The sequence below is a fragment of the uncultured Polaribacter sp. genome, assembly GCF_947503875.1.
Lineage (GTDB): Bacteria > Bacteroidota > Bacteroidia > Flavobacteriales > Flavobacteriaceae > Polaribacter.
Genome location: NZ_CANNFH010000005.1, coordinates 89,462 through 106,673 on the forward strand (window position 1 = coordinate 89,462; position 17,212 = coordinate 106,673).

The following is a 17,212-nucleotide window of genomic DNA, read 5'->3' on the forward strand; positions in this document are numbered from 1 at the left end:
CATTTTGTTGGACCTTTTAGAAGGGCTCGTAATACTTGGGTTTATAACTTACTTACGTTAGCAGAATTCAATTTTTTATTGCTTTTTTTAAAAGAAATTTTGTTATTTAGGTTTAGTAAAAAAATAGTTAAATATTTTATAATTATTTTTAATATTATCTATTTCTTGTCAAGTTTCTACTACACTTATAAAGGTGTTTATTTAATAACTTATAACAGTCTAGCTTCAGTTTCTGGTGGTTTTATTGTTACAGTTGCTGTCTTTTTGTTTTTTAAGGATTTTATAAATTCTGATAGAGTTATGAATCTTAGAAGGTCACTACCATTTTGGATTTCCGTTGGTTTATTACTTTATTATCTAGACGCTATACCTGGTACTTTAATGATGAATGCCTTTTCTAAATTAGAAAAAAAAGATATTATTTTTATTAAGAATATAGCACCATTTTTAGCATTGGTAATGTATTGTGTTTTTATATTTGGAGCGTTATGGAGTCAGAAGAAAGAGTAATAATACTTTTAGTCACAACAATAATAATTGTTGTATTTGTTGTTTTTGTAGTATTGCTATTTGGCTTTTATCAAAAGAGAAAAAATACACTTTTAATCCAAAAGGAAGAAGATAAAAAACGTTTTGAACGAGAAATTTCAGAAACGCAAATTGAAATTAGAGAAGAAACGTTAAGAAATATTAGTTGGGAGTTGCATGATAATATTGGTCAGTTATTAACCTTAGCTAAAATTCAACTGCAAAATACATCTTCAGAAAATATACATGAGGTTTCTGAAACCATAACAAAAGGCTTAACAGAAGTTAGAGCATTATCTAAACTAATTAATCCAGAAGTTATTAAAAATATTCGTTTAATAGAAGCAATTCAATTAGAAATAGATCGTTTTAATCGACTGAACTTTATAAAATCTGTATTAAGAATAAAAGGAAAAGAATTTGCAATAGACAAAAAGGCAAGTATTATTATTTTTAGAATCTTACAAGAATTTTTTTCGAACACTATAAAACATTCAAAAGGAAAAAATTTAAATGTAGCTTTAGATTTTAAACAAAATGAGCTAGAAATTATTGCAAAAGACGACGGTATTGGTTTTGCTTCAGAAATTATTTCTAAAGGTATAGGTTTAGAAAACATAAAAAATAGAGCAAAATTAATTGGAGCAACCGCTGTTTTTACATCCGAAGAAAATAAAGGAACAACCTTAAAAATAACGTATAAATTATGATAAATTATACTGTAGTAGTGGTAGATGATCATAACCTGTTATCGCAAGCAATTGCAGGTATGGTAAATGGTTTTAGTAAGTTTAAAGTACTATATACTTGTGCAAATGGCCAGGAATTGGTAGATAAATTTACCAAATCACCAGAGTTTATACCAGATGTAGTTTTAATGGATATAAATATGCCCATTTTAAACGGAATTGAAACTACAGAGTGGATTACCAAAAACCACGAAACAGTAAATGTAATGGCGCTTTCTGTAGAAGATGAAGATCTTACCATTTTAAAAATGTTAAAAGCAGGTGCCGTAAGTTATTTATTAAAGGATACTAAAAAGGAAATCTTAGAAAAAGCACTAGTAGAAATTGTAGAAAATGGTTTTTACCACACGCAAAATGTTACTAATTTATTAATGAAGTCTGTTTCTGGTAATAAGACTAAAGAAATTGTTTTTAAAGATAGAGAACTTACCTTTATGCAATATGCTTGTTCTGAACTTACTTATAAAGAAATTGCCGATAAAATGTGTTTAAGCCCTAAGACAATAGATGGTTATAGAGATGTTTTGTTTACCAAACTAAATGTGAAAAATAGAGTTGGTTTGGTAATGTATGCTATTAAAAATAAGATTTATACTCCATAAAAATATTGTAAATTTGTACTATGGAAGAAACAAACAGACAGCGTAAAATTGCAGGAGTTTTACAAAAAGATTTGGTAGATGTGTTGCAAAAAGCAGCACAAGATGGAATGAAAGGAGTAATTATCTCTGTTTCTAAAGTACATGTAACTTCAGATTTGGGTATTGCTAAGGTGTATCTAAGTGTTTTTCCTTCAGAAAAAAGAGACGAAATAGTAAAAGGAGTGCAATCTAACACACCTTTAATTCGTCATGAAATGGCAAAAAGAACGAAAAATCAACTGCGTAGAATGCCAGAATTGTTGTTTTTTGGAGACGATACTTTAGATTATATTGAAGAAATTGACAAATCTTTACAAGGTAATGATGCAGATCCAATTAAAAACCCAGAAGTTTTACCAAGACGTCAAAAAAAATAAACACTCATTAATTTCTCTTACTACATCGCAAAGCGATACTTGTTTTCTAAAACAAGTAACAATGCCATAAATATAATTACCTTAATTGCATCTTTTGGTGTAATTGTAGGTGCTTTAGCTTTGTTTATTATACTTTCTGGTTTTTCTGGTTTAAGAACTTTTAGTGATGGTTTGTTAGAAGTATCTGACCCTGATATTAAAATAACTACAACAAAAGGCAAATCTTTTTTTGTTACAGAAGCAATTACTAAGATTTTAACTGAGAACAAAAGTATAAACGCAATTTCTAAAACCATAGAAGAACGTGTTTTTTTAGAGTATAATGAGAAAACAGAAATTGCTTATGTAAAAGGAGTAGATACTAACTTTACAAAAATATCTAAAATAGATTCTTCTTTGTATGTAGGTACTTGGTTGCAGCCTAGCTTAAAAAATATTGCAGTAATTGGTAGAGGAATCTCTAATAAATTATCTTTAGGTACTTATAATTATGGCAATCCTTTAAAAATTAGAATACCAAAATTTGGTACAGGTTTTATAAACCCTAGAAACCCTTTTTATACCTTAGAAACCCAAATTATAGGAGTTTATGCAGGTACAGAAGATTTTGAAAATAAGTTTGTATTTGTGGCTATAGATGAAGCTAGAGCATTACTAAAATTCAAGAAAAATCAGGTAACCAGTATAGAGGTTGATTTGGTAAATGGCAAGCGTGCAGATGAAGTTGCCAAAGTACTAAGAAATAGTTTAAACACAGATTTAAAAGTACAAACCAAAGAACAATTAAATGAAGTTTTTTATAAAGTGATAAATACAGAGAATTTTATCTCATATTTAATATTTACACTAATTGTAATTATAGCCTTGTTTAATGTTATTGGCGCTATTATTATGATGATTATTGATAAAAAAACCAACTTAAAAACCTTATTTAGTTTAGGCACTTCCCTAAAGGAAATTAAAAATATATTTGTTTTTCAGGGATTTTTACTAACTTTTATAGGAATGTGTGTTGGTTTATTTCTAGGAGTTTTACTAGTTTTTGTACAGCAAAAATTTGAATTGTTTATGATTGTGCCTGGTATCGCTTATCCTGTAGAATTTCAATTTGCCAATTTATTTATTGTAATTGGTACGATAACTGTTTTGGGCTTTATAGCCGCAAAAATTGCAAGTAGTAGAATTTCTAAAGACTTTATAGAAAAGTAAGATTTAACCGATTTCAGGAATTACAGCATTTCCAAATTTTGTTTCAACTTCATTAAAAGCTTCAAAAACATCTTTTGGATCATCAGAAGTTACCATTTTCATGCGGTAATCTTTAAAATGTGGTATTCCTTTAAAATAGTTGGTGTAGTGTCTTCTTGTTTCTACAACACCCAAACGTTCGCCTTTCCAGTCAATTGCCATTTGTAAGTGTCTTCTAGCAACTTGTGTTCTTTCTGCAATAGTAGGTTTTGCCAAATGCTCGCCAGTTTTAAAAAAGTGTTTTACTTCATTAAAAAACCAAGGATACCCAATAGAAGCTCTACCAATCATTGCGCCATCTAAACCGTATTTATCGCGCATTTCTATAGCTCTTTCTGGTGTGGTAACGTCTCCATTACCAAAAACAGGAATGTGCATTCTCTGGTTGTTTTTTACAGCTGCAATTGGTTTCCAATCAGCATCACCTTTATACATTTGGGCACGTGTTCTACCATGTATAGCAATGGCTTTACAACCTACATCTTGCAAACGTTCTGCAACTTCTACTATTCTTATAGAATCATGGTCCCAACCCAAACGTGTTTTTACGGTAATTGGCAAATTGGTATGTTTTACCATGGCTTCTGTAAGTGAAACCATTAAATCGATATCTTTTAAAATTCCTGCGCCAGCTCCTTTAGAAACCACTTTTTTTACAGGACAACCAAAATTAATATCAATAATATCTGGCTTTGATTTTTCTACAATTTCAATGGTTTTAAGCATCGAATCTAAATTGGCACCAAAAATCTGAATTCCAACAGGTCTTTCTTTTTCGTAAATATCTAGTTTGATAACGCTTTTTGCAGCATCACGAATTAAACCTTCACTAGAAATAAACTCGGTATACACAACATCTGCACCATTTTCTTTGCATAATGCTCTAAATGGTGGGTCAGAAACATCTTCCATTGGTGCTAATAATAATGGGAATTCTGGTAATTGTATGTTGCCTATTTTTGCCAAAACGGATTATTTTTTGGCAAAATTAATCATTTTTAATCAAACTTGGTTTTTTAAAATGAATGAAACCTTTACGAGGTGCATAACTTACTCGTTTTATTCATTTGAAAACGTAAAGTTTAAAAGTTGATTTTTTTCTCTAGTAGTACTTCTTTTCTTTTTACCACAACTTTAGTGGAATCTCCCTTTTTAAAAACAGCCAATGCACGCATATAACTCATCATATCTACAACAGTACTGTCTCCTAATTGTACAACAATATCTCCTTTTTGCAAACCTGCTTTTTGTGCGGGTTTTTCTTCGGAAACACCATCAATTCGCATGCCTTTACCACTAAAAAGATAATCTGGTACAACACCTAAACCTACCTTAAAACGCGGCGTTTCTTCACTTTCGTTTTTTGTTTGGGTAAAGGGTAGTTTTTCTTTTTTGTTTAAAGCACTAATAATATTAAAAATGTAATTAGAAATGGTTTCCATTCCTTCATAATTCAACTTTTCAGCGTCGTCTTCTGGTTTATGATAATCTTCATGCTGGCCTGTAAAAAAATGTAAAACAGGAATATCTGCCAAATAAAAACTAGTATGATCACTAGGTCCAACACCAGATTCTTTTTGAATAAGATTTAAATTTGTGTTTTCAGTTTTTAAAACTTCTTTAAAAACGGGTGAAGTTCCTGTGCCGTAAATGGCCAAGGTTTTATTTTCTCTTAGGCGGCCAACCATATCCATATTTATCATATAGGACACATTTTTAAGATTTATAGTGGGATTTTTTACAAAATAATTAGAACCTAAAAGACCCATTTCTTCGCCAGAAAAGGCGATAAACAGATAATTATTATTAGTGTTTTTAGTTTTTAATTTAGAAACTAAATTTAGCATAACAGCAACTCCAGAAGCATTGTCATCTGCACCATTATGTATTTTTTTTATAGAATCTCTGTATAAAGAATTTTTACCACCAAAACCTAAATGATCATAATGTGCGCCAATAATTATTGTGTTTTCTGCCTCATTATCTATGTAACCAATTACATTGTTGCCTGTAATTGCGCCATCTGCATTTACATTAAACTTTACATCATCATGCGGATTTGTTTTTTGTTTAAACGTAAATGGCTGCAAGTATTTTTTGGTTCCTTTAGGTGTTAGCTCTAATTTTATATAACGATTTGCAATATAATTAGCCGCTTTTTGCTCTCCTACTGTACCTGTTTGTCTGCCTTCTAAAGCATCAGAAGCCAAGAAAGTAACATCTTCTTTTATGGTTGTAGACTTGTTAGAGTTTGTTTTACAGGAGATTAGCGTTGCAATAAAAATTAAAAAAACGAAGTTGCGCATAAAAAGAGTATTTATGTACAAAGTTAATTAATAAAATAAGACGGTAAAAATTGTTTATCTGTTACTATTTTTAGGTTTTAACCCACTTTTTTTCTTAACTTTATAATTCAATCAAAAAAATAAAAATGGGAGCTAAAGAAAATGTACTAAGAAAAATTAGAATTTTAATTACAAACGAATTCGATTCGCCAGAAGAAGCGTTTCAATTTTTTGATTCTAATGAAGATGGAAGGTTAAACAAATCTGAAATTAAGAAGATGCTAAGATCTGCAGAAATAAACGGATTTATATCTAGTTTTGTTGCCAATGAGCTTTTAAAAGGATATGATAAAAATAGCGATGATACCATAAACTGGGAAGAGTTTAAAGTTGCTATTGCAGAGTTGGAGAGGGATGCTTAATTATTTATCCAACTTTTAATTACTTCATTATAACTTCTACCAGAAGTAACACTAGATTGTTTTTTATTATTTAGGGTGATGTTATATCTGCTGTTAAAATACTTTTGAATATCGTTTACAAATTCTTTATTAATAATAATGCCTCTATGAATGCGTAAAAAGTTATCGGGTAACTTTTGCGCTAAACTGCTAACGGTTTCATTACTTAAATACACTCCAGATGCTGTGTAAATTTTGGTGTAGGTATTGTCTGCTTCAAAATGAGAAACATCTGCTAACTTTATAAAAATTAAACGATCATTTTTCTTTACGGTAATCGAAGTCATTTTTTGCACTTCTTTTTTATTGGCAATATCTTTTAAAACACTTAAAATTTCTTTTTGAGATGTGTTTTTTTGAACAGCAGCTAATTTTTTAACTGTTTTTGCAATGCGTTCTTTTTTAACCGGTTTTACAATATAATCTATACTATTGGTTTCAAAAGCTTCTAATGCATATTGATTGTAAGCCGTACAAAAAACTACAATGGGTATTTTGTCTAGTTTTGCCAACAACTCAAAACCAGAACACTCTGGCATTTCAATATCTAAAAAAATAAGATCTGGTTGTAAAGTTTCAATTTTTTCTTTGGCTTCAAATGCGTTTTGTGCAGTTCCTAGAACATGAAAAGTCTCAGGAAATTCTAACAGTAAGTTTTGTAATCCTGCTCTTGCAGGCGCTTCATCATCAATAATTAAGGTGGTATATAAATTATGCATTAGATGTATTTTTAGGAATGGTAATAGTCATTGTTTTTTCTGGGGCGTTTGTCCAGTTTACAAAAGCATTTTCTCCGTAACTTAAACGCAGTAAATCGTAAACGGTTTGCAAACCATGGCCACTTACCAAACCTTCTGGAAAGTTAGGGCCATTATCTGTTACCTCTATTAATAAAGTAGTTGCTTTTGTAGTTATTTTTAATTGAATTTCTCCTTTTTCTCTATTTTTAGAAATGCCATGTTTTACAGCATTTTCTACCAAAGGTTGCATAATAAACAAAGGAATTTCGTAATTTAAAAGTGTTTCATCTACTTGAATTGTAAATTGTAATCGCTCACCAAAACGTATTTTTTCAATCTCTAAATAAGCTTGTACCATTTCTATTTCGTCTTTTACGGTACTCATTTTTTGTCCTTTTCTGTTGATGGAATATTTAAACAAATCCGATAAAGAATGGGCCATTTTCTGTGTTTTTTCAGCATCAATTGGCGCTAAACTCGCAATAGAATTTAAAGAATTGTATAAAAAATGTGGGTTTATTTGAGATTGTAGGGATTTTAATTCGGCTTTTGTTTTGAGTTCTCTAAGTGCAGATAATTTTAATTCATTATCTATAATAAGTTTACTTTCTTTAAAGTAGAAATAACTTACTAAAGTTCTTAGTGTAGCCAGTATCATTAAGAAAACAAAAATATTTGCTAAGGTTGCGTAAACTTCTTGTTTATTATTTTCGACAAAACTTGTAAGAAAAAACAATAAAAACATCAGCATAAAAGGTAAAAAACCTGTAGAAATAAAAATTAAGGCTGTTTTCTGTACAATTGAATTTACTTTTTTTTGTATTCTTAATTCTATAGCTCTCATTAAAAGTAAAATAGGCATAGAGAATAATGAGAAAACTACAGTTGTTAAAATAGTATCTTTTCTTATCAGAGGCACTTTACTGTAATCATCAGGAATGGTTAAAAAATCAAATGCAGAAATGGATAAAATAATCAAAACAGCAGTAAGAAATACAATGCCAAATAATAGTATTAAAAAACGAGCTCTACTATTTTTAATTTTATAAACTAAAAAGTTATTTATTTTTTTAAGTAAGTAGATTGAAAATAGAATAAAAAGTAACGCTGGTAAAATAATTATGGCTATTGGGTTTTTTACCCACCAAAGAGATTTATCTCTTCTTAAGGATTTAGCATTTTCCATATTTTCGATTACATATGAAAATTCTTTTTTAGCTAGTTCAAGTTTTTTTTCGAAATTAGGTTTATAAATTTCTTTAAGAATTGCAATGTCTTTTTCATCTAGAGTTTTTGTAGATTTCCCTTTTCCAAATATTGGGTTAAAAATACTTTTCCTTTTTGCTGGTTTTAGGTCCCTTATATGATAGAATTCAAAACTTCCTTGAATTAATTGTTGAGCAATTCTAGACTCTAAAGTGTGTAGGTAATTATTATTGGTATTATCAGTATTATGAATAAATAATTTTGTGCTTCTAATATATGTAGTTGTATTTGTAGGACTACTACTTGTTACCCTTTTGTAATTTTCTTTAATTTTATCACCATCTTTTAGAAATATGATTTTAAAATTAGGTTTATCATCGCTAGATAATTTAATTGAAATAGTTTCTGTAATACTATCTAATTTGTTAGCAATTCTTACAATAGCAATTGAGTCATTTTTTGAATAGTTGCCTATTAATTCAATTTTTATATCTGTATTCCATTTTAAAATTGGAAATCGTTCATTATGATTAATCTCAACAATTTCTTCCCAAACTTCTTTTGGTAATTTTTCTTCTTCTTGAGCAAAACTCAAAAAACTTAAAAATAAAACTAAGTAAACAATCAATTTCTTCATCAGTGGTAAATTTAAAATTTTATACCACAAAAGAACTGGTAAAGTTCAGTTTATAAAACTACTTTTTTGTAAACTGCACAAAATGGCTGTAAACTGCACAAAAAAGGCAATTATTTTTCTGTAGTTAAGTTTCCTAAAAAATAGCAACTATATCGTATCTTTGTAAACAACAATATCATTATACATTTAACGAATGAAGAATATTAGAAACTTTTGCATTATCGCACATATAGATCATGGTAAAAGTACATTAGCAGACAGATTGTTAGATTATACAGGCTCGGTAACTGAGCGCGAAAAGCAAAATCAGTTATTAGACAATATGGATTTGGAGCGAGAACGTGGTATTACCATAAAATCGCACGCCATACAAATGGATTATGAGTTTGAAGGCGAGCAATATATTTTAAACTTAATAGACACACCAGGTCACGTAGATTTTTCTTACGAAGTTTCTCGCTCAATTGCCGCTTGTGAAGGCGCATTATTAATTGTAGATGCAGCACAAAGCATACAAGCGCAAACCATTTCTAACTTGTATTTAGCTTTAGAGAATGATTTAGAAATTATTCCTGTTTTAAATAAAGTAGATTTACCAAGTGCAAATCCAGAAGAAGTTACAGATGATATTGTAGATTTATTAGGTTGCGATCCAGAAGAGGTAATTCACGCCAGTGGAAAAACAGGTTTTGGAGTAGATAATATTTTAAAGGCAATTATAAACAGAGTTCCTGCACCAAAAGGAAATCCAGATGCGCCTTTAAAAGCCTTAATTTTCGATTCTGTTTTTAATTCTTACAGAGGTATAGAAACTTATTTTAGAGTAATTGATGGTTCTATAAAAAAGAATCAGCAAATAAAATTTATGGCAACAGGCAAGCAATATGGTGCAGATGAAGTAGGTACTTTAAAGCTAGAACAAGTTGTTAAAAAAGAAGTAAAAACGGGTGATGTTGGGTATTTAATAACAGGTATTAAAACCGCAAAAGAAGTAAAAGTAGGAGATACCATAACCGATTTTGCAAACCCTACAACAGATTTAATAGAAGGTTTTGAAGATGTAAAACCAATGGTTTTTGCAGGAATTTATCCTGTAGATACAGAAGATTACGAAGAATTGCGTAATTCTATGGAAAAACTGCAGTTAAATGATGCTTCTTTAGTGTTTCAACCAGAAAGTTCTGCCGCTTTAGGTTTTGGTTTCCGTTGTGGATTCTTAGGAATGTTACACATGGAAATTATTCAAGAACGTTTAGAACGTGAGTTTAATATGACAGTTATTACAACTGTTCCCAACGTATCTTACCACGCCTTTACAAATAAAAATCCAAAGGATGTTTTAATTGTAAACAATCCATCAGATTTACCAGAACCAAGTAAATTAAATAGAGTAGAAGAGCCATTTATTAAAGCGTCTATTGTAACAAAAGCAGATTTTGTTGGGCAAGTAATGAGCTTGTGTATCGAAAAACGTGGGCAAATTGTAAATCAGACCTATTTAACAACCCAAAGAGTAGAATTAATTTTCGAAATGCCATTGGCAGAAATTGTTTTCGACTTTTACGATCGTTTAAAAACCGTTTCTAAAGGATATGCTTCTTTCGATTATCATCCAATTGGTATGAAAGAATCGAAATTGGTAAGAGTAGATGTACTTTTAAATGGAGATCCTGTAGATGCACTTTCTGCTTTATTGCATGCAGATAATGCCTATACAATTGGTAAAAAAATTGTAGAAAAACTAAAAACATTAATTCCAAGACAACAGTTTGATATTCCTATACAAGCTGCAATTGGAGCTAAAATTATTGCCAGAGAAACTACAAAAGCTTTGCGTAAAGATGTTACTGCAAAGTGTTATGGTGGAGATATTTCACGTAAACGTAAATTATTAGAAAAGCAGAAAAAAGGTAAAAAACGTATGCGTCAAGTTGGTAATGTAGAAATTCCACAAGAAGCATTTATGGCTGTTTTAAAGTTGAATGATTAATCCTATCTGTCACTACGTGACATCTTTCCAAAGGAAAGAAATAGGTTAGTTTTTATTAATTTTGGTTCGCATTAAAATCTAAATTTCATTCTGAGCATAGGCGATAAATTTTAGTAGTAGATTCTTGATTTTTTTAATTATTAAAATCAATATTAAAAGTGAGTTATTAATTAGTTTATCTAAAAAATAATTTCAATTTGTCATTTCGACTTTATGGAGAAATCTTAGTTTTATTTTGAAGCTAATTCCTGCTTTCCACTATATCTTTTTGTCGAAAAAGCCAAAAAGGATGTCGTTTCAATCAGGGCTAGACCTGTTTGCCAGCTTTTTGCTTTAAATTCTAGTTATTTTTGTTTCAGAAGCCTATTTGTGTAGGCCATTAATAGCAATAAAGTTTATACACTATTGGCAACTAGCTTTACTTATTTTGTTCGTTTGATTATAGGTGGATTTTGCCTTGTGTCAAAAACATCAGTTATTTCCACTTGATTTTTCTCAAAATTTATCCAATAAATTAATTTGTAATTTTTATGAACTAAATATCTAAACCCTTCTTTTCTTTTTTTTAATAATTCCTCAATTTGTCCTAATTCAGGTTGTTTTTCTAAAATTAGCGCTGCATTATAAATCTCCTTTACAATCTTTTTAGAAACTTTAATTCCTGCCTTTCTTTTAAAATATTTATAGATTTCTTTAAGCTCGTCTTGAGCAAATTTAGTCCAAAATATATTTAATTCCATTCTTCAATTTTGGCTTTCAATTCATTAGAACTTATAAGTCTGTCATTTTTTGAGTCATCCATAGACTGGTCAATTCTAGAATTTAATTGCTCAACACTCATTGGAGTAAATTCCGTTTGTATAGAACTCACACTTTCCTTTCTTAATATTTTTTCAAAACGAGATATAACTTCTTCGCTTTGTAGTTTAAGAAATTCTTGAACAAATTCTATTTTTCTCGTTTGTAAATCCATTGTAATTCCTTTTGATCAAAGATACTAAATTTCATTTTGTTATCTAAATTTTCATTGAATGACGAATTTTTATTTGTTTGTAGCCAACAGCTTTTAAAAATTAAATCCGTTTTAATAATTTTTGTTTCTTTTTAGGCTTTTCTTTTTTAGATAAATTACCAGGAAAAACTAAAGATGTGCTAGAAAAAGTAGTACCAAAATTAATATGAGCATAATATACTTGGCTCACTGCACTTAAAACTTGATTTTCTGTAAGTTCTTTTAAAGGATGCACAAAGATAGACCACAAAATATCATCTGAAATTGCATATTTTACGTCTAATGCTGTATGAAAATTAGCCATTAAAGTAGCTGTTTTTAATTCTTCAGTTATACGATTACTATCTAAAATTGGCGAAATAATACGCATTCTATTGTGAAGAGAATCTGCAATGCAAATAAAAGGAACCTGTTTAATTTTAAACTGCCATTGACTTTTATGGCTTACAATACTATCGCTAATTTCAGTTAGCATTTTATCTAGTTTATTTAAACTCATTTCTTGTGCAGACAAATGGTTTAATGATAAAATAAGTATGCAACTAAAAAGAAACTTTCTCATAATAATAGGGTTTATAAAAAAGTAGTCGTGTTATTTTAAAGATGCTTTCAAAAAGTAATTTTTAAATGAATTATCTATTTTTTAGAATGAAGAATTTGTATTTTAGATTTTTCATAAATTTTTATCACCAACGTATTGTTTTGAGTTTCAGGCTCAGCTTCCAAAGAAAAATAATTTAAAAGATAAATTTTAGACTTTAAATTTTTTGAACAAAAAAAATACTCTTGAAATTCATCAAGAGTATTGTAATTAGTAAGATTTTTAAAGCGGTTAATAGCAAAATTAATTTCTATTTCCAAGAATTTGCAATCCCCAATAAATTAGCATTGCCAAAGAACCTAATGCCGCAACTAAATACGTTCTGGCAGCCCATTTTAAGGCGTCTTCAGAGCCGGCGAATTCTTCTCTAGAAACTATGTTTTTATTTTTTAACCAAGCTAAAGCTCTATTACTGGCATCGTATTCTACAGGTAAAGTTATAAAGCTAAAAAGCGTTGCCATTCCCATAAGTACTAAACCTGCTACTGCAACATAAAACCCTAAACCAGAGGCTGCACCCAAAATTAATCCACCAAATACCAACCATTGAGAGAATTTAGAAGAAACGCTAACAATAGGTACCAATTGAGAGCGCATTTTTAAGTAACTGTAAGCAGTTGCATGTTGCACCGCATGCCCAACTTCGTGTGCTGCAACAGCGGCTGCAGCTGCGTTTCTTTGGTTGTAAACACCTTCACTTAAATTTACGGTTTTATTTTGCGGGTTGTAATGGTCTGTTAACATACCTGGCGTAGAAATTACTTTTACATCAAAAATACCATTATCAGCCAGCATTTTTTCTGCAATTTCTGCTCCAGACATTCCATTTCTAAGCTGAATTTTAGAATATTTTTTAAATTTACTTTTTAGTTTGTTACTTACTACCATGCTTACAACAGAGATAAGGCCTACTAGTACATAAAATCCCATCATAATTTATATTGTTTTAAATTTTTATATTGTTTTGTTTCATAAATTTACAACATAAAGTATTCCAATTTATTTTTTTGAGGTAAAAATTTAATTTTTGTCAGTAATAAAAATAAAAAATGTATTTACTTTTTTTAAAATAATGACAAAATGACAAGCAAAATAAACATACTAATAATATACACAGGTGGTACAATTGGTATGATTAAAGATTACAAAACCAATGCTTTAAAAGCATTTGATTTTAGTAGAATTGTAGAGAAAATTCCTGAGTTAGAGCAGCTAAAATGTAATATAAGTAGTATTTCTTTTGAAGAACCAATAGATTCTTCTAACATGAACACAGATTATTATGCTACTCTAGTTACAATTATTGAAGAAAATTATAAGAATTTTGATGGTTTTGTGGTTTTAACAGGTTCAGACACCATGTCTTATATAGCGTCTGCTGTAAGTTTTATGCTAGAGAATTTACAAAAGCCAGTAATTTTTACAGGTTCTCAATTACCTATAGGAGATTTAAGAACAGATGCAAAAGAAAACCTAATCACTTCTATAGAAATTGCTGCCTCTAGAAAGAATAACAAGCCTATAGTTAAAGAAGTGGGTTTGTATTTTGAGTATAAACTGTATAGAGCAAATAGAACTACAAAAATTAGTGCAGAGCATTTTGAGGCTTTTGCAGCTATGAATTATCCGCCTTTGGCGGAAAGTGGTGTACATTTAAAGTTTAATGAACACCTGTTGCTTGAAAATAAAAACCAAAAAGCACCTTTAATAGTAAGAAAAAAATTAGTTACAGATGTTGTTGTTTTAAAGCTATATCCTGGTATTACAGTGCAAGTTGTGGCAACTATACTACAAATAAAAAATTTAAAAGGTGTAGTTTTAGAGACTTATGGTTCTGGTAATGCACCAAATACATCATGGTTTTTAAATTTGTTAGAAAAGGCAATTCAGCAAAATATTAAAATTGTAAATGTTACACAATGTTCTGGAGGTAGTGTAATTTTGGGGCATTATGATACTAGTTTTGGTTTAAAAGAGATTGGTGTTATAAGTGGTTTAGATATAACAACAGAATCTGCCGTGGCAAAATTAATGTATTTATTAAATGAAGATTTAAGTACAGAAGCGTTTAAAACATATTTTCAAAAATCATTAAGAGGAGAGATTTCCGAGAAATAAATAAAAAAAAGTTGTGGCAATTAAAAAATCCTTATTTTTACCACAAATAAGGATTGTTTTTTTTTGAGAGACAAATTTTTTTTTGTTACTTGCCAATCCATTTCATAAAATAGTTATAAGACTGCGCTAGTATTTTTATCACTATGAAATTAAAATTTATATCTTTAACCCGTTAACTATTAAAAATTAATTACAACAACGATGAAAAAAGTAGTAAATGTCCTATCTGTAACAGGATTCATGTTTTTTGGAGCTATTCAATCAACTTTCGCACAAGATGCAGCTGAAACAACTGAAAAAACGTTTCACCAGATTTTAAAAGAAAATTTTATTGATGGTGGTCCAGGTTTTATGGGTATTGTATTAGTAGCATTAATTCTAGGTTTAGCAATTGCTATCGAAAGAATTATTTATTTAAACTTAGCAACTACAAATACTAAGAAATTAGTAGCAAATGTAGATGATGCATTAAGTTCAGGTGGTGTAGAGGCTGCAAAAGAAGTTTGTAGAAATACAAAAGGGCCAGTAGCATCTATTTTTTACCAAGGGTTAGATAGAGTAGACGAAGGTGTAGAAGCTGCAGAAAAAGCGGTAGTTTCTTACGGTGGAGTTCAAATGGGACTTTTAGAGAAAAATGTTTCTTGGATATCTTTATTTATTGCTTTGGCACCAATGCTTGGTTTCATGGGAACTGTAATTGGTATGATTGGAGCCTTTAATGATATTGCAGTTGCAAATGATATTTCTCCAGCGGTAGTAGCAGGTGGTATTAAAGTTGCCTTATTAACTACAGTATTTGGTTTAATAGTAGCAATTATTTTACAGATTTTTTATAATTACATTGTTGCAAAAATTGATGGAATTGTAAACAACATGGAAGATGCTTCTATTCAATTAGTAGATTTATTAGTTAAGTATAAAAAATAAAACCCAACCAATGAAAAGCAATAAAATATTAAATATTATTATAGCTGCAGTTGCACTGGTTGGTGCTTTTCTTTTCGTGAAAATTTTCATGGAAGATACAGAAGCAATAGAAACTAGTGTAGAACTACAAAATAGTGTAATTAGTCCTATTATTTATTATTCGACTTTTTTACTTATTGCAGGTGTAGTTATCGCAGTATTACTCTCTTTATGGAGTTTAATTAGAAACCCAGAAAACTTAAAGAAAACTTTATTAGGATTAGCTGTTTTAGCTGTACTTTTAATTGTAGCCAACTTCTTATCAGACTCAGAAGCTGTTATTAATGCTGCTGGTGGTATTAGTCCTGGTGGTGAAGAAGGTTCTTCTATTAACAAATGGGTAGGTACAGGTATATGGTACAGTTTAATTTTAGGAGGTATAGCTTCTTTATTTTTTGTGTACGATTTAGTTAAAGGCTTAATAAAATCTTAATAAAATGGCAAGAAGAGAGAATCCAGAAATTAATGCAGGTTCTATGGCAGATATTGCCTTCTTGCTATTAATTTTCTTTTTAGTAACCACAACTATGAATGTAGATTCTGGGGTTTCTAAAAAGTTAGCAGAAAAACCACCCAAAGATTACGTTCCTCCAATTATTAAAAAGAAGAACATTTTTGAAGTGAATTTAAACTTTAAAAACGAGCTTCAGGTAGAAGGAGAAAGAATGGAAATTAAAGATCTAAAAGAGGCTGCTAAAGCGTTTATAGATAATGGTGGTGGCGTTGGTAAAATTGTAGAAGGTGTTGTATCTGGTCCTTGTGATTATTGTAAAGGAGAAAGATTAGATGAATCTTCAGATCACCCAAACAAAGCAGTTATTTCTGTTTTAAGTGATAGAGGTACAGAGTATGGTGTGTATTTAAAAGTACAAAACGAATTACTTAGAGCCTATTCTGAACTTAGAAATAGATTGGCTAAAGAACGTTATGGTGTTACATATACTGAGCTAGAAGAAGCTTATAAAAATGCAAGAGATAACGAAAGCTTAAAAAGAAAGGTAGAAGATATTAAAAAAGCCTATCCTCAAATTATTTCTGATGCAGAACCAACTTCTGCAAATTAATTTTTAAAATCTAACAATATGTCTAAATTTAGAAAGAAGAAAAAAGGAATGCCAGCAGTAAATACTGCAGCTTTACCAGACATCGTTTTTATGTTGTTATTTTTCTTTATGGTTACAACAACTATGAGAGAAACTGATTTAAAGATAGAAAATCCAAGATTACCAACAGCAACAGAAGTTAAAAAGTTAGAGCATAAAAGCTTAGTGAGTACAATTTATGTAGGTAAATCAAATACTCCAGAAAAGCATGGTACTGGTTATAATAGAATTCAATTAAATGATAAAATTGCAAGTTCAGAAGATGTACCTGCTTTTATTATTAATGCAAGAACTAAAGTTTCTGAGGCAGAAGTACCTTTTATGACTACTTCTATTAAAGCTGATAGAGAATCTAATGTAGGTACTATTACAGATATTAGATTAAAACTTAGAGATGTAAATGCACTTAAAATAAGTTATTCTGCAGGTAAAGGAGAGTAATTTATAAGTAAACTATAAAAAAGGGATAATTCTTAAGAATTATCCCTTTTTTGTTTTTTAGTTTTTGTTTTTTAAAAACAGAAAATTGTATCTTTATAGTAAGTTATTA

At 29.7% G+C, this 17,212-nt stretch carries 21 protein-coding genes; 12 read left to right on the forward strand and 9 right to left on the reverse strand.

Going from position 1 to position 17,212, the window contains the following annotated elements; all coding sequences use genetic code 11:
• Positions 1-165 precede the first annotated feature (165 nt).
• Genes Q0684_RS09395 through Q0684_RS09415 form a run of 5 tightly spaced genes read left to right on the forward strand, consistent with a single transcriptional unit; the run spans position 166 to position 3,504 of the window.
• Positions 166-510: a hypothetical protein gene (locus Q0684_RS09395; protein ID WP_299015773.1), complete on the forward strand. Its 345-nt coding sequence runs from the start codon at positions 166-168 to the stop codon at positions 508-510.
• Entirely contained in the window at positions 489-1,238 is a 750-nt protein-coding gene (locus Q0684_RS09400; RefSeq protein WP_299015776.1) for an ATP-binding protein, read from the forward strand. The genes Q0684_RS09395 and Q0684_RS09400 overlap by 22 nt, the downstream gene beginning before the upstream one ends.
• Positions 1,235-1,879, forward strand: a complete 645-nt coding sequence (locus Q0684_RS09405; RefSeq protein ID WP_299015779.1) for a response regulator transcription factor — start codon at positions 1,235-1,237, stop codon at positions 1,877-1,879. Before Q0684_RS09400 ends, Q0684_RS09405 begins: the two co-directional genes overlap by 4 nt.
• Positions 1,880-1,899: 20 nt before the next feature.
• Complete coding sequence (rbfA, locus tag Q0684_RS09410; protein ID WP_299015781.1) at positions 1,900-2,295, forward strand: 30S ribosome-binding factor RbfA; 396 nt, start codon at positions 1,900-1,902, stop codon at positions 2,293-2,295.
• A gap of 39 nt (positions 2,296-2,334) precedes the next feature.
• Positions 2,335-3,504, forward strand: a complete 1,170-nt coding sequence (locus Q0684_RS09415; protein ID WP_299015783.1) for an FtsX-like permease family protein — start codon at positions 2,335-2,337, stop codon at positions 3,502-3,504.
• Positions 3,505-3,507: 3 nt separating this feature from the next.
• Here Q0684_RS09415 and dusB read toward each other — a convergent pair whose 3' ends face one another.
• The gene (dusB, locus tag Q0684_RS09420) at positions 3,508-4,509 is read right to left on the reverse strand and encodes a tRNA dihydrouridine synthase DusB (RefSeq protein WP_299015786.1); all 1,002 of its coding nucleotides are present in this window, start codon (positions 4,507-4,509) and stop codon (positions 3,508-3,510) included.
• Positions 4,510-4,625: 116 nt separating this feature from the next.
• Positions 4,626-5,849: a M28 family peptidase gene (locus tag Q0684_RS09425; RefSeq protein ID WP_299015789.1), complete on the reverse strand. Its 1,224-nt coding sequence runs from the start codon at positions 5,847-5,849 to the stop codon at positions 4,626-4,628.
• A gap of 125 nt (positions 5,850-5,974) precedes the next feature.
• Here Q0684_RS09425 and Q0684_RS09430 point away from each other — a divergent pair, with 125 nt between their 5' ends.
• Positions 5,975-6,250 carry an EF-hand domain-containing protein gene (locus Q0684_RS09430; RefSeq protein ID WP_299015792.1) on the forward strand — a complete coding sequence of 92 codons (276 nt, stop codon included), beginning with the start codon at positions 5,975-5,977 and terminating at the stop codon, positions 6,248-6,250.
• On the opposite strand, the gene Q0684_RS09435 is transcribed toward Q0684_RS09430, so the two are convergent.
• Positions 6,247-7,008, reverse strand: coding sequence for a LytTR family DNA-binding domain-containing protein (locus tag Q0684_RS09435; protein ID WP_299015795.1), 762 nt, complete (start codon positions 7,006-7,008; stop codon positions 6,247-6,249). The genes Q0684_RS09430 and Q0684_RS09435 overlap by 4 nt on opposite strands.
• On the reverse strand, positions 7,001-8,872 hold the full coding sequence (locus Q0684_RS09440) for a histidine kinase (RefSeq protein ID WP_299015798.1): 1,872 nt from the start codon (positions 8,870-8,872) through the stop codon (positions 7,001-7,003). The genes Q0684_RS09435 and Q0684_RS09440 overlap by 8 nt, the downstream gene beginning before the upstream one ends.
• A gap of 193 nt (positions 8,873-9,065) precedes the next feature.
• On the opposite strand from Q0684_RS09440, the gene lepA reads away from it, so the two are divergent.
• Positions 9,066-10,862, forward strand: a complete 1,797-nt coding sequence (gene lepA, locus Q0684_RS09445; protein ID WP_299015801.1) for a translation elongation factor 4 — start codon at positions 9,066-9,068, stop codon at positions 10,860-10,862.
• Between the two features lie 422 nt (positions 10,863-11,284).
• Here the strand turns inward: lepA and Q0684_RS09450 are convergent, their stop codons facing one another.
• The 5 genes from Q0684_RS09450 to Q0684_RS09470 all read right to left on the reverse strand — a co-directional run bounded on the left by Q0684_RS09450 (position 11,285) and on the right by Q0684_RS09470 (position 13,408).
• Positions 11,285-11,602 (reverse strand): type II toxin-antitoxin system RelE/ParE family toxin, encoded by a 318-nt coding sequence (locus Q0684_RS09450; RefSeq protein ID WP_299015804.1) that lies wholly within the window; start codon positions 11,600-11,602, stop codon positions 11,285-11,287.
• Positions 11,593-11,835 (reverse strand): hypothetical protein, encoded by a 243-nt coding sequence (locus Q0684_RS09455; protein WP_299015808.1) that lies wholly within the window; start codon positions 11,833-11,835, stop codon positions 11,593-11,595. The genes Q0684_RS09450 and Q0684_RS09455 overlap by 10 nt, the downstream gene beginning before the upstream one ends.
• Before the next feature lie 100 nt (positions 11,836-11,935).
• Positions 11,936-12,436 (reverse strand): hypothetical protein, encoded by a 501-nt coding sequence (locus Q0684_RS09460; protein WP_299015811.1) that lies wholly within the window; start codon positions 12,434-12,436, stop codon positions 11,936-11,938.
• Positions 12,437-12,510: 74 nt separating this feature from the next.
• On the reverse strand, positions 12,511-12,735 hold the full coding sequence (locus Q0684_RS09465) for a hypothetical protein (RefSeq protein WP_299015813.1): 225 nt from the start codon (positions 12,733-12,735) through the stop codon (positions 12,511-12,513).
• Positions 12,719-13,408: a zinc metallopeptidase gene (locus tag Q0684_RS09470; RefSeq protein ID WP_299015816.1), complete on the reverse strand. Its 690-nt coding sequence runs from the start codon at positions 13,406-13,408 to the stop codon at positions 12,719-12,721. Before Q0684_RS09470 ends, Q0684_RS09465 begins: the two co-directional genes overlap by 17 nt.
• Before the next feature lie 147 nt (positions 13,409-13,555).
• Between Q0684_RS09470 and Q0684_RS09475 the strand changes: the two genes are divergently transcribed.
• The 5 genes from Q0684_RS09475 to Q0684_RS09495 all read left to right on the forward strand — a co-directional run bounded on the left by Q0684_RS09475 (position 13,556) and on the right by Q0684_RS09495 (position 17,103).
• Complete coding sequence (locus Q0684_RS09475) at positions 13,556-14,593, forward strand: type I asparaginase (protein WP_299015819.1); 1,038 nt, start codon at positions 13,556-13,558, stop codon at positions 14,591-14,593.
• Between the two features lie 201 nt (positions 14,594-14,794).
• Entirely contained in the window at positions 14,795-15,520 is a 726-nt protein-coding gene (locus Q0684_RS09480) for a MotA/TolQ/ExbB proton channel family protein (protein WP_299015822.1), read from the forward strand.
• A 10-nt stretch (positions 15,521-15,530) separates the two neighbouring features.
• Positions 15,531-15,992 carry a hypothetical protein gene (locus tag Q0684_RS09485; protein WP_299015825.1) on the forward strand — a complete coding sequence of 154 codons (462 nt, stop codon included), beginning with the start codon at positions 15,531-15,533 and terminating at the stop codon, positions 15,990-15,992.
• 4 nt (positions 15,993-15,996) lie between these two features.
• Entirely contained in the window at positions 15,997-16,623 is a 627-nt protein-coding gene (locus Q0684_RS09490; RefSeq protein WP_299015828.1) for a biopolymer transporter ExbD, read from the forward strand.
• An 18-nt stretch (positions 16,624-16,641) separates the two neighbouring features.
• Positions 16,642-17,103, forward strand: a complete 462-nt coding sequence (locus tag Q0684_RS09495; RefSeq protein WP_299015831.1) for a biopolymer transporter ExbD — start codon at positions 16,642-16,644, stop codon at positions 17,101-17,103.
• Positions 17,104-17,212: the final 109 nt, after the last annotated feature.

Bases quoted from the DNA above. Each gene is read 5' to 3' on its own strand.
- Q0684_RS09400 (WP_299015776.1), top strand. From the start codon at position 489: ATGGAGTCAGAAGAAAGAGTAATAATACTTTTAGTCACAACAATAATA.
- Q0684_RS09405 (WP_299015779.1), top strand. From the start codon at position 1,235: ATGATAAATTATACTGTAGTAGTGGTAGATGATCATAACCTGTTATCG.
- rbfA (WP_299015781.1), top strand. From the start codon at position 1,900: ATGGAAGAAACAAACAGACAGCGTAAAATTGCAGGAGTTTTACAAAAA.
- Q0684_RS09425 (WP_299015789.1), bottom strand. From the start codon at position 5,849: ATGCGCAACTTCGTTTTTTTAATTTTTATTGCAACGCTAATCTCCTGT.
- Q0684_RS09430 (WP_299015792.1), top strand. From the start codon at position 5,975: ATGGGAGCTAAAGAAAATGTACTAAGAAAAATTAGAATTTTAATTACA.
- Q0684_RS09435 (WP_299015795.1), bottom strand. From the start codon at position 7,008: ATGCATAATTTATATACCACCTTAATTATTGATGATGAAGCGCCTGCA.
- Q0684_RS09440 (WP_299015798.1), bottom strand. From the start codon at position 8,872: ATGAAGAAATTGATTGTTTACTTAGTTTTATTTTTAAGTTTTTTGAGT.
- lepA (WP_299015801.1), top strand. From the start codon at position 9,066: ATGAAGAATATTAGAAACTTTTGCATTATCGCACATATAGATCATGGT.
- Q0684_RS09450 (WP_299015804.1), bottom strand. From the start codon at position 11,602: ATGGAATTAAATATATTTTGGACTAAATTTGCTCAAGACGAGCTTAAA.
- Q0684_RS09455 (WP_299015808.1), bottom strand. From the start codon at position 11,835: ATGGATTTACAAACGAGAAAAATAGAATTTGTTCAAGAATTTCTTAAA.
- Q0684_RS09460 (WP_299015811.1), bottom strand. From the start codon at position 12,436: ATGAGAAAGTTTCTTTTTAGTTGCATACTTATTTTATCATTAAACCAT.
- Q0684_RS09470 (WP_299015816.1), bottom strand. From the start codon at position 13,408: ATGATGGGATTTTATGTACTAGTAGGCCTTATCTCTGTTGTAAGCATG.
- Q0684_RS09475 (WP_299015819.1), top strand. From the start codon at position 13,556: ATGACAAGCAAAATAAACATACTAATAATATACACAGGTGGTACAATT.
- Q0684_RS09480 (WP_299015822.1), top strand. From the start codon at position 14,795: ATGAAAAAAGTAGTAAATGTCCTATCTGTAACAGGATTCATGTTTTTT.
- Q0684_RS09485 (WP_299015825.1), top strand. From the start codon at position 15,531: ATGAAAAGCAATAAAATATTAAATATTATTATAGCTGCAGTTGCACTG.
- Q0684_RS09490 (WP_299015828.1), top strand. From the start codon at position 15,997: ATGGCAAGAAGAGAGAATCCAGAAATTAATGCAGGTTCTATGGCAGAT.
- Q0684_RS09495 (WP_299015831.1), top strand. From the start codon at position 16,642: ATGTCTAAATTTAGAAAGAAGAAAAAAGGAATGCCAGCAGTAAATACT.